Here is a 15752-nt window from a genome sequence, read left to right as displayed (position 1 = left end):
TCCCTGAAATTAGGCACAAAAAGAGCAGCTAAATCTGACTGAAAAAGTTTGATTTAACTGCTGTATCTCTTGATTGGACAATATTTCAACCAAGTAAGACGACAAATAGTTGCTTATATTATAACCTATTTTGTACCATTAAGCAAGTTTATTGCTGCCCTGTTACTGTCTTCCAAGCTGCCTCATCATCACTGTCACTACCACCGACCATGAAGCTGTATGTTGTATCACCAGCGCCATTCTTAGCCCAATTACTAGTAGTTGTTTCACCAGATAAATTGATGCTGTTACCATTATGAGAGACCGTTGCCGGTTTCAAACCTGTTGACTTAAGCACTGTCGATTTAATAACATTGGAAGCCAGTGAGAATTTCTGTCCACCTCCAAAAACAGAAGAATCAGCAGCATCAATAGCATTGACTAAATTCGCCATATATTGTGCATTATTTTCATAGCCCGTATTAGAACTCATTGAGGCGTTATTATCATAACCCGCCCAGCCACCTAAGGTAACCGTTGGGGTAGATAACATGAGCCAAACGTCACTGTAATTATCGGTTGTTCCAGTTTTACCAATCCAGTCAATATTGGAAGCCAGTCCCGCATTTATTGATGTTAAATGGTCTTTAAATTTAGTTGTTTTGCCCGATGCAATTGGTCCCTTAAGCAAATCAGTCATAATACTAGCCGCTTCCTTACCATAAACAGGAATAGGATTCTCGGCATGCTCATAGATCTTTCGACCCTTATTATCAGTAATGGACTGAACCATATAACCTTTTTGATATATACCCTCATTAGCTAAGGTTTGATAAGCATTGGTCTGTTGCAGGACCGTTGTCTCAATACCTCCACCCAATGGCAAGCTTTCAATATCGTAATGATCAATCTGATACCCCATTTTAGTCATATAAGCTTCAACGTCAACACCTTGTTCTTGTAACATGCGATAGGTCCAGTAGGCTGGAATATTCCAAGAAGTATCTAGAGCTTCCTGAAGACTAACAGCCCCAGTCCCCTCATCATTGCCATGCATGATCTTTGTTCCACCCGAAAAAGTCGCTGGATAATTAGACAAGATAGAGGCTGACCCCAGCATCCCCTGATCAAGAGCAATGCCATAAGCAATAATAGGCTTGATACTAGAACCAGGAGAACGCTTTGTGTCTAGCGCATGGTTATTTTGATTAACCTTATAATCGCGGCCACCAACAAAACCGAGAATCCCTCCAGTTTTATTATCCATCAAAACATTACCAACGTCTACTCTGCTGCTGTTGCCAGCATCCAATTGGCCTCCGGAATTTTGTGCGGATTCTTGCATAGCTTTATAGATATTTTCATTGATAGTTGTTGTAACCCTGTATCCTCCTGTCTGTAAAGCTTCTAAAGCCAATTGTTGATAATTGGCCACAGTTTCATCATTCTTCAAGTCAAATTGAGAAACTTCATCCCGCTTAATCAGATAGTCATACATATGCTGTTGAGCTTCCTCCATAACCGCATAGTAGAGATAATCATGACTAACACTACTGGATTCTTCAGAAGCTATGAAATCTTGTTGAATATCGTATTGTCTATGGCGGCGATAATCTCTTTTGCTCAAATAACCTGCTCGATACATATTATAGAGGACCGCTTGCTGACGTTTCAGGCCATAAGCCAAACTTTCCTGATCTTTTAAACGTCCATCTGCAGCATAGGGAGAGTAAGTAATCGGACTTTGGGGCAATCCCGCGATATAAGCTGCCTGTGGAACTGTTAATGCCTTTGACGATACTCCAAAAATCCCCTTAGCAGCCTCTTCTACACCGGCAATATTCTCCCCCTTATTATTACGACCAAAAGGGGATACATTTAAATAAGAGGTTAGGATTGTATCTTTTGTCATATAGCGTTCCAAGGCTAATGAATAAATAATTTCGCGTGCTTTACGTTTAAAAGTAGGGTCATCACCAACTACTTGCTGTTTGACCAACTGCTGAGTTAAGGTAGAACCGCCACTATTAGAACCAACGCCTAACACCGAGGAAACGAGAGCACGAAATACCGCTTTTGGGACAACACCGTGATGAGATTTGAAATTTTCATCCTCAGTTGCAATAACTGCCTGTTTGATATTACTACCGATATCTTCCCCCTTTACAGGGCTGCGCTGCAAGTCTGTATCCACTTCCGCAATATCGTGTCCATTAGCATAGGCCAAAGTGGACACTAGACTAATCGAACGCACCTGCATGACAAGGGTCGCTCGATCAGGAACTTTAACGCTATCAATTTGGCTGGCTAGATAACCTACACCTAATCCAGAAACAAGCATAAAAACAAGCAAAACGACAATGTAAAAGAAATCCGATACCATCTTTAAACTGCTGAGCACAACAGAAACTCTATCTGCCCCTGACAGTTCGAATTCCGAATCAGAATCACTATTTTTCTGCCCTTTGCCCAGCTTATTCTTGGATTTTAAATGTTTTGGAGTCCCTGACGCCGACCTTTTAAAAAAGGCAACTAAATCTTGCCAAAGCTTCTTGAAGAATTCAACCATAATCTACCTCTAAGCCATTATACCAAAATCAAGGTCAACTTGCATGAGCCTCAGAGTTTTTGGTATAATGAGCCTTAGTACTATAAATCACTGGAGAGATACTATGACAATTTTTGATGAATTAAAAGAACGCGGTTTAATTTTTCAGACCACCGACGAAGACAGTTTAAAAGAGGCTCTTGAAGAGGGGACAGTTTCTTATTACACTGGTTACGATCCAACAGCTGACAGCCTGCATTTGGGGCATTTAGTGGCTATTTTAACATCCCGTCGCCTACAACTAGCTGGTCATAAACCGTATGCTTTAGTCGGCGGAGCGACAGGATTGATTGGCGATCCTTCCTTTAAGGACGCTGAACGAAATCTACAAACGAAAGAAACCGTTCAAGGATGGGTTAAAAAGATTCAAAACCAGTTATCTCGTTTTCTTGATTTTGATAATGGCGATAACAAGGCCGTTATGGTCAACAACTATGATTGGTTTGGTTCTATCAGTTTCATCGATTTCCTGCGCGACGTTGGAAAATATTTCACCGTCAATACCATGATGAGTAAGGAATCTGTAAAAAAACGAATCGAAACCGGTATCTCTTACACAGAGTTTGCTTATCAAATCATGCAAGGTTATGATTTCTATGAGCTAAACCAAAAATACAATGTCACTTTGCAAATTGGCGGGTCTGACCAATGGGGGAATATGACTGCCGGTACCGAACTCATTCGTCGTAAAGCTGACAAGACCGCCCATGTCATCACTGTTCCGCTCATTACTGATTCCACTGGTAAAAAATTCGGAAAATCAGAGGGCAATGCTGTTTGGCTAGACGCTGACAAAACATCTCCTTATGAAATGTACCAATTCTGGCTTAATGTCATGGATGACGATGCTGTACGTTTTTTGAAAATTTTCACCTTCCTATCTTTGGATGAAATCGCCGAAATCGAAAAACAATTTGATGCTGCCCGCCATGAACGTTTAGCACAAAAAATCCTTGCACGTGAAGTGGTCACACTTGTTCACGGCCAGGAAGCCTATCAAGAAGCTCTAAAAATTACCGAACAACTTTTTGCAGGTAATATCAAAAATCTATCTGCAATTGAGCTAAAACAAGGGTTGAGCAACGTCCCTAACTATGCTATCCAAAAAAGCGACAGCCTTAATATTGTTGACATTCTTGTAACTGCTCAAATAGTTAACTCTAAACGCCAAGCTCGCGAAGATGTGCAAAATGGCGCTATTTATATTAATGGTGAGCGTATTCAAGACCTCGATTATACTCTATCTGCGGCAGATAAGATTGATAACGAATTAACAGTCATTCGTCGTGGTAAGAAAAAATACTTTGTATTAACTTATTAAGTAAGCTAAGGAAGAGGGGGATAATAAAAATTAGTAGACGAGGTCTTAATTTCCTTGCCTCACCCCTACACAGTTGATTAAGATTTGAGATCGACAAAGTTAACGGCCTATAGTTCCCCCCCTTTAACAGTCAAAAGGAACTGTCAAAAGTTTACGCTAAAAACAAGAAATAAAATTCCTAATCTGCAACCAAGCCATTAGTCTTCGTATATTGAGCTTAGGACACCCTTTATGCGAAGTACAAAAAGCCTCTTATAAGGTAAACTAAGATCTAGACAAAACTTGTTCTCTGTTTGATGTTAAGATAAGTTATTCATCGGCTAACAAAGTGTCTCTTGTATACACGAAAATCCCTTCAGAGCAAAGGGATTTTTTCTTATATTTTTGTTAGGTAAGCACAAGCTAGAAACTAAGGATTTAGGTATGTTTCCTTGTGTGCAAGCACACAGCGCCGTCTTCTTAAAATCCTAGTCGCATTTTACGGCCTTAGTATCTTAGCTTTTATGACCAATGACGTAGGTGAGGGTTGAGGCTTGAGCTGCAGAGAAGGTGCGGTAAGAAACGACTCCTAGACCAAGGGCGTTGGATTCTGAGATAAGAATGGATCCATCAGCTTTAACTTCTTCGACAATAGCGACATGACCATAGCTAGGATCAGCACCGGCCTGTCCTGGTGCAAAGGATACCGCATAGCCAACTTTGGGCGTATGAACCACATCATAGCCGGCTTTATGCTGCCAATCACCGCCATTGCCCATATAAGCATCGTAGCTGTAACCCAGTTCTTTGGCACGGTTATAAACATACCATGTACATTGTCCCCAAGGGTAAGAAGCTGCTATATAGCTGTCTGTACTCATGGGATGCGAAATCTGATAGCCACTAGGGACAGCCATGGCACTAGTACCATTTAAGTGCTTAAGATCCTCTGGGATAGGCGGTGTGCCACCATGCTGGTCAATCCAAGTATCAATATCTTGCATGATTTGCGCCCGGCGCTTGCCCGTTCCCGAGGTATCGGTGAAATAAACGCCCCCATCTGCAATAGGGTTAAGCTGACCCATGGCATTCTTCTTAGCCTTGTCATCCTGAATCTTGAAAGTCCAATTTTTATTTTGAATGATGGTCTCAGCTGTCATTTTGGTAATGGCCTTATCATCAGAAAAGTTAGCCGCATTATCAGGATTGGCATCAAAAGCACCATAGCCAAACATGTTGGAGCCTTGAATAGTAGCGACACCAGCTGTTCCCAGCGAGCTCTCTGCCATGGCAATAGCGATAATCGCGCGCACATCTAGGCCACTGTCATTTTGCCATTGAAGCAAAAGTTTACCATTAATCCGATCGTGATTGTAGGAAACTCCCAGAGAATTCAAATAACCATCTAACTGTTCAGCCGTAATCCCGTAGCGATGGGACAGAAGATTGTGGGTATAGGCAGAGTCGCCTGACCAGTGTTCTACGTAGGCCGTATAACTTGGCGGTGTTGTCGGCGTATTATCAACAGGGCCAAACCAACGATCAGCTTGACTTGTCTGCCTTGTGTTACTAGCTGAGTTTGACGGAAGCTTGAAATCTATTTGAAAAGAATTTAGAATGGCTTGCTTTTTACTTTCAGCTGAATTTTTGTCTAAGTTAGTTCTAGGCTCTTCCTTAGCGGGAATATCGGTTTCCTTAGAACTTGAAGGATGGGCCTTCGCCTCCTCTTCACCGGTTGGTGAAGCAGAACCTTCAGTTTTAGACTGATCATCAGCTGCATTTGAACTAGCTTCGTTCGTCGAACTGCTTGGCGAGCTTTGCGCACTCGAAGAAGCTTGAGACTGACCCTGGTCAGTACCTGTCTCTTGGCTAGAACTAGCCTCAGAACTTGATGAGGACTGTTCCTCCTTAGCATCTAAATCATCAGGAATCCCATTTTTGTTGGCATCCTCTTCGTCATCGGGAACACCGTTGTGATTCTTATCTTCCTCATGATCGGGAATACCGTTATGATCATTGTCTTCTTGGGATTTAGAAGACTCTTGAGTCTGTTGCGAAGGGGCCTCGCTGGATGGTAAAAGGCCATCATTGGTTTGTGCTAGAGCTAAGCTCGGTGCTAGATAAGATCCTGAAAGGGTTACCAGCATAGCCAAGGATAGCCATTTAGGGAGTTTCATAAGTGATTATCACTTTCCTTTCTTTATAGGATACTAAGGGCGTCAAGAAAAAAATAAGAGAATAAAACTGTGTCCTTGAAGACAAGCGAGGTAATCTTTTTCTTGAAGCTTTTAGTAGGAGTGGGCACTCCTGTAATAAAATACTAAGTCTGTAAGAAGAGCTGCGCTTTTAAAAAGCGACTCTTTTCATTGGTATATAAACGATTTTATGCCATTGGGCAGTCTTTTGTCAATTGATTGGACTCAAAGTTACTATATTATTTCTGGTTCTTGGTCCTTTTAAAACGAAGGTCCACCCATATAGAAACTTGGAACACAGGCGAACTGTTTTATATCTGAAAGCTTTGATTAACTACTTTATCTGGCGGCTATCCGTCCGTCCAAAAATTAATATCTGATAATTTTAATTTCTTGATTGTTTTCTGTAATCAGGATATGATCACCTTTTGTAATATCTTGATAAATCAAAAGTTGAGATAGCTTATCCTCAATCAGACGGGTAATCCCTCGTTTGATTGGACGAGCACTGTTGATAGGATCAAAAACATGCCTTTGCAATATAAACTGCAACTTTTTCATCAAAATCAACTTCAATTCCTTGCTGTGCCAGTATAATTTGTTCCTGTTGCAGCAACAGCCGCGTGATCTCTAAAATATTATCACCATCCAAAGGTCTAAAAACAACTGTCTCATCAATACGATTTAAGAACTATGGTCGGAAATAATCTTTAACAGCCGATTGAACGTTATCATGAATATATTGATGGTCTCGAACTGCCAACTCTGTAAAACCAATTCTTTAATCTCATTTTGTCAGTGATTCTTTGTATTTTTTCGACTTTGGACCATACCACTCTTCAATAGAATAACCCGATAATTTACGATAATCTTCTAAATATTTTTTGAGATAATAGCCTTCGATACTTTCACTTACTAATGACAGGGTAAAATAAATCGCTAAAAGGAATAGCAGCGGCATAAAAGCTAATCCTAACATCCTAGTGAAATCATTATCCTTAGTCTGCCCTGGCAAGAACCAGCGAATAATAAGGATAAAAAGAACAACACCCCCCCATATTTTTTAGAAAAGGCAACGAATTTCTCCATAAAATCAGATTGAGCATTAACAAATTTTTCTTGATTATATAATGCTTTTAAAGTGGAACGTTTAAACCAGTTAGCACGTTCTAATAAGAGAACTATTAGAAGAATACCGTATATCAAAGTGGATAGTATCGGTCCCAAAGCTATTGATGATGCTGCAATAAATAATACTGCCGCTTGTAAGCAAAATAAAAATGTCAACAGATAGGCATAGATATTATAGTAATAATAAGATAAAATTCGATTGTTACGAAGCCTAAAAATAGAGTAAAAATAAAGGGTTGTTGGAATAAAGCCTAAAACAAAGAAAAACTTAGCTATATAGGATGGGGTTATGAATAAAAAGGTGACCTTTAAGCCATCTACTATATTTCCTACCAGACAGTCTAAATACATGAAAAAGAGTATCGTGATAAACCCTAAAACTTTCCGTTTAACCCCTTTTTCATTGATATCCTCCATAGATGTCTGAATATACTTATCGGTGACGAGGTTCATGCTCTCCTCCAGAGAGGCGTTAAAAATTGTCTGTTTCATCTGAATCACCTCCTAGCCGAACCAGCCGCCTATCGCTGAGGCCATTTTGGAGAAGCCCTTGCCAGCCGAGGAAATGACATCACCAACCTTGGCAGCCGCTGCCTTACCAGCCTTGGAGACGGCATCAACAGCGCTGTAAAACCAATTCTTTAATCTCATTTTGTCAGTGATTCTTTGTATTTTTTCGACTTTGGACCATACCACTCTTCAATAGAATAACCCGATAATTTACGATAGTCTTCTAAATATTTTTTGAGATAATAGCCAGAAAAACTATCTATTATTAGTGCAAAAGCAAAGTAAAGACCAAATCCTATAACAATTGGAAATCCCAATAATCCAATAGTTCGAGTAATATCATTTTGATAAATATTATCTGTCATAAAAAATCGCAAAACTATGATAATAAGCACAACAAAGCCACCATATCGTTTTGATATCTCTGTAAAGTTTTCTAATACACTCATAAGTTTATTAGAAGCTATTTGTTCACCGTACAAGGTATTCATGAAATCTTTCTTTATAGATAAGTAGCGTTCGATAAAAATAACTAAGTAAAATACTCCATAAATGATCGTCGACCATATATTACCTAATACAATACCAGCCCCAGCAATACTAAGAACAGCTATTTCAAGTGCCAAAAAAAATGTCATCAGAGAAAAACTTTGCATATAGTAATAATAAGATAAAATACTATAATTCTTGACTGAAAATAATTTATAGATGTAGCTAACAAAAGTACCAAAGGCGCATAAAATCAAAAACCAAAAAGATATATTGACATCTAAAAATAGGAAAGTTACTCCCTCTGCTCTTGCATAAACTTTCATAAGTGAGAATAAGTACATGACCAAAAGGATAAACAGACCACCAAACATTTTTTTTGTTATCTTTTTATGCTTAGATTCCTCCATAGATGTCTGAATATACTTATCGGTGACGAGGTTCATACTCTCCTCCAGAGAGGCGTTAAAAATTGTCTGCTTCATCTGAATCACCTCCTAGCCGAACCAGCCGCCTACCGCGGAGGCCATTTTTGAGAAGCCCTTGCCAGCCGAGGAAACGACATCACCAACCTTGGCAGCCGCTGCCTTACCGGCTTTGGAGACGGCGTCAACAGCGTCGTAAGCGGCTTCTTTAGCCTTACTCTTCAAATCTGGAGCAAAGAATTGGACGACTTGAATACCCGCTCCAATAAATCCACCTACAACGGCTCCAACTGGCCCTCCGACGCTGGCACCTATGAGCGCACCGCTGACCGGACCGACATTGGCTACTGTATCAATGACACCGCTGGCGACAGATTTACCGACATTGTGATAAGTCTCAGAACTCATATCATTATAGGCTCCAAAGCTGCGGATTCCTGTTTCAACAGCTATAGCTGTCCAAGGATTGGCCGCTACTTTACCTAAGGCCGACTCACCGAATTTCTTGGCCACATTGCCGATAGCAGTTGCTGCCTTGGAATTAACCAGCGAGGAGACGACACCAGCCATTTTGCCAGATGCTATGCTGGTAGCCCAGTTCCCAAGTTTTCCTCCACCATTAAGCAGATTGTAACCTTTGTCTGCGATGGTAATCATACCATTGAGCACTTTTTCTTGAGTGGCTGGTTTAAGTTTTTCAACCCAAGAATAGAAGGCAGAACTGTTAGAAATGGAGTCAATCAGAGCCGTTGGCAGCCCCTTAGCTTTTTCCAAATAGCTCATTGTTCCCAAGAAGAATTTTGAAGCACTTTCGCTTTTAGAGATTGTTTCAATGAACTTTTCATTGCTGTAAAGCGTCTCCAAAGCTTTAGCAGGATTTTTCCCGGCAAGCTGTAACATGCGCTGAACCCAGTCATTATCCCCTACGGCTGAGCCATATTTGTTAATCATCTCAATGAGTTGATTTTTTTCTTTGACCGTTTCTACATCTGAAGTAATCGTTTCTAACACACTGGAAACATCTGAGGAGGCCTGCCCCTGAGATATATTGCTGAAGGTTGTACTGTAGTTATTATCTAAGGTTACTACAGGATTTATAGGATTATTGTCCCCTTCACTAGACATATCATTCAGTTTTGTTTCATAATCCTCAATCGTTTCAATCTCTGTTTTAGCACTTGTATAAGCTTCAATCGCTTCAACCGATGCGGCATCTCGGCTGTCCAAGCTACCAGTATTATTGGCCACTAAATCCAAAAAATTATTCTGAACAGCATCCTTAAGTTCTGTCACCTTTGATTTAAAATCACTTGATTTTGAGTAATAAGCATCAACAGGTATTTTAAAAGAACCTACACTCATATTTCATTTCTCCTTCCTTGTCAGTTTTTACTTAACTAACCGTCTCCTTCAATGCTGGATGCTGCTTTTCCATCAGCCTCCTTAATGAGTTCTTCTATCTTGCTGGCATTATCTGTAACCGTTTGCCAATTATTTTGTTCAGTGTTCAATTTTGAAACCAGATCATCAATGGCTGCTACCAAACTTGTAGCGGCCTTCCCTTCTAGGTTATCCGACACACTGCTTTTAACTTTACCAAGTTCTGTTACTAAGTCATCAAAACTATCCTTTATTCTCCCCAAATCTGATTTAAAAGCGTTATGCTTCCCGGGTTCATAACTAACCTTTCCGTCTGCCATATAGTAACCTCCTTCTATTCAAAAGAAACACTGCTTTCTGCGTCCGATATCTCTGACACAAAAGAATCAAGTTTCTGAGATAAGGTGAGGCATTCTGCTACCAATACCTCCTGCGTTCCCAAAACAGAATTTGTCTGTGAAATCAAGGCTTCATACGATTTGCCTTCTAAAACACCCGGAAACTCACTAAACCCTGCCACAGCTGACACTGCTGCTGATTTGTAACTCTCAATTGCAATATTTAATGTCGTCAATGAATCCGTTACGCTGTTTTCTACTTTAATAGTTGTCATACTATTCTCCTATAAATTTTCCTTCAAGGCTGCCTTCACACTATCATCTATTCCCAGATTATCAATTGCAGTAATTTTAGCGTCTCTATTTTTAGCAGCATCTTCAGAATCATACGTTGCAGTCAAAATATAAGAATTCGATTCATATTCTGAATCAAATTGAGCCTGAATGCCGGAAATAATAGAATCAATTGAGGTTAAAAAGGTTGCTTTTCGACCGGCAATAGTTTTACAGTCTTTTTGAACTTTTTCAATGTAATCATCAAATTTACCTTTTGCATCTCCTGTCCACCCCTCCACATCAGAAGAGATGCTGCTGACATTATCTGTTGTTTCTCCAGCAGAAACTGTAGTTTTAAATTGTTTAAGCGCTGCTATCCTCTCTTTATAATTCATAAAAATTCTCCTATTTAATCATCTTTTTAGGAACTCTTAATGTCTCTTCCCATTCTTGATAAAGCTCTAAAAAGCGATCTTCCTCTTCACCCTTTAAACCTTCAAAAACTACCTTATCAATATTTTCTTCATTAAAGAAAAAGCTTTGTTCAGGGTCAATTCCTGTCGGATAGACGCACCCCATATAATCCGTATAGACTTGTCGTCCTTCCTCTTGATCATTATAAATAACCCCTCTGCCGACAATCATTAACTTTTCTGTTCCTTCTTCAAGATACACAACTGAACCAAGTGGTAATAAACTTTTAGTCATAATATAATTCCTTCTTTCTTCTTATTTTGTAATTTTTGTTTTCACAGCTGATTCGTTTTGATAAAGATAAACTTCATCCTGTTCAAGCTTTTGTTCCCGACTTGTTTTATTATGTCGAATAAAAGCTTGATCATAGAGTCTCTGTGCTACAATTGCAGATTCGACATTATCTCTAATATGCTTAATGATCATATCATTTTTTAATAACGTAGACTTTTGGGAGGCTATAATGAAATGCAAACCATAACGAGGTCCCTCGTTATACAATTTAGTAAAATCCTTCAGTGAGCAATCCGTCATCTCAATAAAATTAAGAATATCTGGAATAACAATCAGAGTATGGACTGTTTTGCGCTTCTCTTTCCTATCCTGAATTTCTTTCAACATCTTAGGGATAAACTTATCAATTACATCTGCTCCTACATAAATATTAATTTCTTTCAGATAGTCTTGATATTCTTCTGCTCCATCAACTAGTACAATATGTGTATTAGTTGCTAATGCAAATGAACTGAAAAACAGATGATGAAGCACCCTATCAACTGCAACAATATTCTCACCAAATACTAATAAATGCCTGAAATTTTTCAACTGAATACCTACATGCTCGACATTTAAAAAGTCAAGTCCGATAGGGATATAATCTTGTTTAATAGCTTTTTGTACACTCTCCTTATCTTTGAATTTCTGGAATGTAAGAGTATCAGGTACAATTGGTATACTCTTTGGCCTATTTCCTAACCAATTTTGATTCATCTCCTCAGCTAATGCTCTTAAATTTTGGATAATTTCAAAATCACTCAGACCAAAAACTGGCAAACCAACTTGGAAGATCTCTGGCTGATTATAATAAATCATACCACGTCCAGGAAGATTTTCCAGAGACAATTGTGAACGGCCACCAATAAATGTGCGAGTTTCTGAATCTTCCGTTAATTTCAAACTGATACGTCTTTTGAGGGTTGCTAATAAAGATGGCTTTAAAGAACCTTGACGTACGGCTGTAATCACTAAATGAATACCAAGACTAATACCATCACGAGACAGAGATAAAAAAAGTGTTTCTAAAGCCATCGCGGAAGCTGTCTCCTTAATCCCATCATAAGAGTCAATCATAATGAAGAGATGAGGGATTTTATAGCCCGTTACTTCTTCATACATTAGGGTATTTGAAACCTGATGATGACTAAATAATTGCTTGCGTTGCTCAATTGTATCTTTCAACAATTTTATAAATTTATCAATTTTTTCAGTATCGTCAATAGTAATATAATCTGCCACATGCGGTAAGTCCTGCAAAGGAAACAGACCATTAGTTCCAAAATCAACCAAGTAAAACTGAACCACTTCAGGAGTGTGCTGTTGAGCCAAATCCATCGTTACGGTCTGAAGAAATGTTGATTTCCCCATGGTAGGTGAAGCAATCAAAACAATATTACCATCTTCCATGAAATCATGCTCTAAGACTTCTTGCTTTTGATGACTGGGAAGATCGATAAAGCCCAATATAGCTTTAATAGTATGAAGTTCTTGGGACCAAAGCTTTCTATAGTTTTCCTGCCGTAAATCAGGCAAATACACTCTTTCTTGCAACGGCGGCAGCCAAGGCTGAGCCAGCTGAGCAATCTTCTTTTCCTTGGTCACCTTCTGGATATGCTTAACCACGATATCCAGCTCCGTTGGGACTTCACGGATATCAGTTGCTTCATCGAGCCCCGAGAGATCCTGATTGAGCGCCTCGTACTGCCCTAGGTCATTGATAGCGAAAATCGTATGGTCTTCTATGCCCTGATCTTCCTTATCGGGCTGGTAATCCGCCCCTGACCAGGCACTTTGGAAGAGCTCATAGACTTCATTATTCCCGACCTGCAGATAGGCTCGGCCCGCTTGATTAATCGTAGCTGCGTCCGGTGTGTGCAGCATCTCCTGTGAGTCGGCCTTGTCCGCCACTTTAAGGGCAATCCGAAAGTTGGAGTTGGACCAGATCTGGTCATTGACCACTCCAGAGGGTTTCTGCGTCGCTAGAATCAAGTTGACACCCAAGGAACGCCCGATCCGAGCCGTTGATACCAGCTGGGTGATAAAGTCTGGCTGCTCGTTCTTGAGTTCCGCAAACTCATCACTGATGATGATCAGATGGGGCAGGGGTTCGGAGACTTCTCCTTGCTTATACTTTTTCTGATAGGCGTGGATGTGATTGACTCCCGCATCAGCAAAGAGGCGCTGACGGCGCTTGTTTTCCGCTTCAATAGAGGCCATAGCCCGTTTGGACTGGTTGCCGTCCAAGTTGGTAATGGTTCCCAAGACGTGGGGCAGGTCTTTAAAGAGATTAGCCATTCCCCCACCCTTATAGTCAATCAAGAGAAAGGCTACATCGTGTGGGTGGAAATTGACTGCCAGCGATAGGATATAAGACTGAATCAGCTCTGACTTCCCAGAACCGGTCGTCCCGGCAATCAGGCCGTGCGGCCCATGCGCCCGCTCATGCAAGTCTAGCTTAACATAATCGTCGCTTCCTCGCAAACCCAGAGAAACCGCCATAGACTGATGGGGGGAATGCGACTGCCAACGTTCAAAAATTCCTAATTCCTCCACCCTATCAACTTGGTACATCTCAAGGAAAGTAACAGCATCTGGAATGGCCGACTTAAGGGTCTTGAGATGGTTGAGAGGCGCCAGCCGGCGGCTTATTCGTTCCTTATCATAACCTTCTGGGAAATGATCCAGAGCGAACTCATGATTTTTGAGTTCGCCTTCTTCCATGACAAGTTCACCAGTAGCTTGGTCTTTCAGGTGGATGACCGTCTTGACATTCTCAGATAGGGAGCGCATGACATCCTGTACAAAAATAAGACTGCAACCTAAGGCGGTTGGATCTCCGGCGAAGAACTCCATAATAACATGGTCCGTGATCAGAGTCTCATCCGTCACCAGCACCACGTAGTGGGGCAGGTGGATCAACTCTTGCTTGGATCCAGCTTCTTTCTGTTTAAGTTGACGCTGTCTTAAGGTCTCCATCAAACGGTTGAGGATTTGATCACGGGTGCGCTCATTGTAGATAAAGCCACGAACGTTAACGTCCTGCAGGGTCGCATGGGGCAGCCAGCGCAGCCACTGCCACTGATCTTTTTCAGCCTCAGGTATGATGGTGATGAACTGAACATCATGATAAGAGTGAAAGACAGCCAGCTGGTGAACAAGGAGTTGGAGCTGCTCCAATACAAGTGAGCGCTCACCGACGTAACCGACTGGACCGTTCTTGAGATTGGCCAGCACTGGCATATCATCTAGCTTTTTATGAGACTCATAGAGGGCAAAGCCTTCCATTTCCAGAGGATCTTTAACACCTGAGCGCTCCTGTTGGGAGTACTCTAATCGGTAGCTGGTCGGCACTTCCCCTAGCCCTAAGCGGTAATAGAGAAAATCAAAGTCTTGGGGGGTCTTTTCGTAAATACGGTGAGAATACTCTTGAGCTAATTGGTTGAGTTGAACCAGAGCAGGATAGTGATAAAACTGGCCGAAACGCTGTTCCTGTGCCAACTTCGTCAATTGGATAGACTTATCAGCGAGGTAGGCATGATAGGCCGAAATCCGATCGGCCAAACTCTGCTTATATTCCCGCTTGTTACGAAAATAGTTCTGAACAGAGAAAATAGCGGTCACGATACTCATGGCTACTGACATGAGGATATATAATCCTCTAGGCTGAAAGACTGAAATCAGGATGACCACGCCAATCATGACTAGAGGCGGAACCAACATTCTGAGCAGTTCATTACGAGGTTTATTGGGCACTTGTGGCGGTGCATTGACCGTCATCCTATCTTCATTGGAGCGGTAGACCAAACGCGGTGAGCGGTGGTAGTCTGGATAGTCTTCATAGTAATGGTAAGCTGAAACAGCTACCTCAAGTAAAGTTACATTTTTAACAGCACCTGATACCCAGATTTCCTTGGGAAAGATCTTAAGCAGGCTGTTGCCAAAGGCCAATTCTGCTCCGAAAGGAAGCTTTTGATTTTGGGAGGTAAGATGGTTATTGAGGTAGATGGGCGATCCGAGATTCTGAAGCTGCCAGCTGCCATCCTTAACCTTGGTTAGCAGCAGGCTAATGTCCTGACTTCCCGACAGGAGATCGCTCCCAGCTAGGGTTCCGACAACGACACGGGACAGGCCATCGATGCTGTAACGACGCTGATTATCAGGCTTGGGATAAACAACAAAATCTCCTATCCGAACGGCGGTGCCGAGGGGAGCTTCCTTTTCCTTAGTTTGATAGATCAAACTATCATCAGTCTGCGAGATGCTGAGATGATCATTGAGACGCAGAGCGCCTTTTTTAGGGACCGTCAAGACCTGACGGTAGGTATCACGAAGTACAATGATATCCATGGTCTTTTTAGCTTTCCTTTTCTT

15 protein-coding genes are annotated in these 15752 nt (G+C 41.1%); 1 reads left to right on the top strand and 14 read right to left on the bottom strand.

Annotated elements, in window-relative coordinates; translation table 11 throughout:
* Positions 1 to 148: 148 nt before the first annotated feature.
* On the bottom strand, positions 149 to 2548 hold the full coding sequence (gene pbp1b / locus AC4HAO_RS04445) for a penicillin-binding protein PBP1B (protein ID WP_491134708.1): 2400 nt from the start codon (positions 2546 to 2548) through the stop codon (positions 149 to 151).
* A gap of 103 nt (positions 2549 to 2651) precedes the next feature.
* Here pbp1b and tyrS point away from each other — a divergent pair, with 103 nt between their 5' ends.
* Positions 2652 to 3908, top strand: a complete 1257-nt coding sequence (tyrS, locus tag AC4HAO_RS04440) for a tyrosine--tRNA ligase (protein WP_491134707.1) — start codon at positions 2652 to 2654, stop codon at positions 3906 to 3908.
* Between the two features lie 494 nt (positions 3909 to 4402).
* Here the strand turns inward: tyrS and AC4HAO_RS04435 are convergent, their stop codons facing one another.
* The 13 genes from AC4HAO_RS04435 to essC form a co-directional block, all read right to left on the bottom strand.
* Positions 4403 to 6064, bottom strand: a complete 1662-nt coding sequence (locus AC4HAO_RS04435; protein ID WP_491134706.1) for a CHAP domain-containing protein — start codon at positions 6062 to 6064, stop codon at positions 4403 to 4405.
* Positions 6065 to 6451: 387 nt separating this feature from the next.
* Positions 6452 to 6658, bottom strand: a complete 207-nt coding sequence (locus tag AC4HAO_RS04430; RefSeq protein WP_491134705.1) for a ClpB D2-like domain containing protein — start codon at positions 6656 to 6658, stop codon at positions 6452 to 6454.
* Positions 6603 to 6734 carry a ClpB D2-like domain containing protein gene (locus tag AC4HAO_RS04425; RefSeq protein WP_491134704.1) on the bottom strand — a complete coding sequence of 44 codons (132 nt, stop codon included), beginning with the start codon at positions 6732 to 6734 and terminating at the stop codon, positions 6603 to 6605. Before AC4HAO_RS04425 ends, AC4HAO_RS04430 begins: the two co-directional genes overlap by 56 nt.
* Before the next feature lie 135 nt (positions 6735 to 6869).
* The gene (locus AC4HAO_RS04420) at positions 6870 to 7043 is read right to left on the bottom strand and encodes a hypothetical protein (RefSeq protein ID WP_491134703.1); all 174 of its coding nucleotides are present in this window, start codon (positions 7041 to 7043) and stop codon (positions 6870 to 6872) included.
* 11 nt (positions 7044 to 7054) lie between these two features.
* Positions 7055 to 7705 (bottom strand): hypothetical protein, encoded by a 651-nt coding sequence (locus AC4HAO_RS04415; protein WP_491134702.1) that lies wholly within the window; start codon positions 7703 to 7705, stop codon positions 7055 to 7057.
* A 12-nt stretch (positions 7706 to 7717) separates the two neighbouring features.
* On the bottom strand, positions 7718 to 7864 hold the full coding sequence (locus tag AC4HAO_RS04410; protein ID WP_491134701.1) for a hypothetical protein: 147 nt from the start codon (positions 7862 to 7864) through the stop codon (positions 7718 to 7720).
* Complete coding sequence (locus AC4HAO_RS04405; protein ID WP_491134700.1) at positions 7861 to 8697, bottom strand: hypothetical protein; 837 nt, start codon at positions 8695 to 8697, stop codon at positions 7861 to 7863. The genes AC4HAO_RS04410 and AC4HAO_RS04405 overlap by 4 nt, the downstream gene beginning before the upstream one ends.
* Positions 8698 to 8709: 12 nt before the next feature.
* A complete protein-coding gene (locus AC4HAO_RS04400; protein ID WP_491134699.1) occupies positions 8710 to 9999 on the bottom strand; it encodes a hypothetical protein in 1290 nt (429 codons plus the stop codon).
* A 35-nt stretch (positions 10000 to 10034) separates the two neighbouring features.
* Positions 10035 to 10337 (bottom strand): peptidase, encoded by a 303-nt coding sequence (locus tag AC4HAO_RS04395; RefSeq protein ID WP_491134698.1) that lies wholly within the window; start codon positions 10335 to 10337, stop codon positions 10035 to 10037.
* Between the two features lie 14 nt (positions 10338 to 10351).
* Positions 10352 to 10630, bottom strand: coding sequence for a hypothetical protein (locus AC4HAO_RS04390; RefSeq protein ID WP_491134697.1), 279 nt, complete (start codon positions 10628 to 10630; stop codon positions 10352 to 10354).
* Between the two features lie 9 nt (positions 10631 to 10639).
* Positions 10640 to 11026, bottom strand: coding sequence for a hypothetical protein (locus tag AC4HAO_RS04385; protein WP_491134696.1), 387 nt, complete (start codon positions 11024 to 11026; stop codon positions 10640 to 10642).
* 10 nt (positions 11027 to 11036) lie between these two features.
* Positions 11037 to 11339 carry a DUF4176 domain-containing protein gene (locus AC4HAO_RS04380; RefSeq protein ID WP_491134695.1) on the bottom strand — a complete coding sequence of 101 codons (303 nt, stop codon included), beginning with the start codon at positions 11337 to 11339 and terminating at the stop codon, positions 11037 to 11039.
* A 21-nt stretch (positions 11340 to 11360) separates the two neighbouring features.
* Complete coding sequence (essC, locus tag AC4HAO_RS04375) at positions 11361 to 15728, bottom strand: type VII secretion protein EssC (RefSeq protein WP_491134694.1); 4368 nt, start codon at positions 15726 to 15728, stop codon at positions 11361 to 11363.
* Positions 15729 to 15752: the final 24 nt, after the last annotated feature.

The organism is Streptococcus sp. ELY_137 (assembly GCF_058314515.1).
This window is presented reverse-complemented; position numbering and strand designations above follow the sequence as displayed.

Excerpts from the sequence above, each read along its gene's own strand:
- pbp1b (WP_491134708.1), bottom strand. The coding sequence starts at position 2,548 with ATGGTTGAATTCTTCAAGAAGCTTTGGCAAGATTTAGTTGCCTTTTTT.
- AC4HAO_RS04380 (WP_491134695.1), bottom strand. The coding sequence starts at position 11,339 with ATGACTAAAAGTTTATTACCACTTGGTTCAGTTGTGTATCTTGAAGAA.
- essC (WP_491134694.1), bottom strand. The coding sequence starts at position 15,728 with ATGGATATCATTGTACTTCGTGATACCTACCGTCAGGTCTTGACGGTC.
- AC4HAO_RS04420 (WP_491134703.1), bottom strand. The coding sequence starts at position 7,043 with ATGCCGCTGCTATTCCTTTTAGCGATTTATTTTACCCTGTCATTAGTA.
- tyrS (WP_491134707.1), top strand. The coding sequence starts at position 2,652 with ATGACAATTTTTGATGAATTAAAAGAACGCGGTTTAATTTTTCAGACC.
- AC4HAO_RS04385 (WP_491134696.1), bottom strand. The coding sequence starts at position 11,026 with ATGAATTATAAAGAGAGGATAGCAGCGCTTAAACAATTTAAAACTACA.
- AC4HAO_RS04410 (WP_491134701.1), bottom strand. The coding sequence starts at position 7,864 with ATGAGATTAAAGAATTGGTTTTACAGCGCTGTTGATGCCGTCTCCAAG.
- AC4HAO_RS04395 (WP_491134698.1), bottom strand. The coding sequence starts at position 10,337 with ATGGCAGACGGAAAGGTTAGTTATGAACCCGGGAAGCATAACGCTTTT.
- AC4HAO_RS04390 (WP_491134697.1), bottom strand. The coding sequence starts at position 10,630 with ATGACAACTATTAAAGTAGAAAACAGCGTAACGGATTCATTGACGACA.
- AC4HAO_RS04405 (WP_491134700.1), bottom strand. The coding sequence starts at position 8,697 with ATGAAGCAGACAATTTTTAACGCCTCTCTGGAGGAGAGTATGAACCTC.
- AC4HAO_RS04415 (WP_491134702.1), bottom strand. The coding sequence starts at position 7,705 with ATGAAACAGACAATTTTTAACGCCTCTCTGGAGGAGAGCATGAACCTC.
- AC4HAO_RS04435 (WP_491134706.1), bottom strand. The coding sequence starts at position 6,064 with ATGAAACTCCCTAAATGGCTATCCTTGGCTATGCTGGTAACCCTTTCA.
- AC4HAO_RS04400 (WP_491134699.1), bottom strand. The coding sequence starts at position 9,999 with ATGAGTGTAGGTTCTTTTAAAATACCTGTTGATGCTTATTACTCAAAA.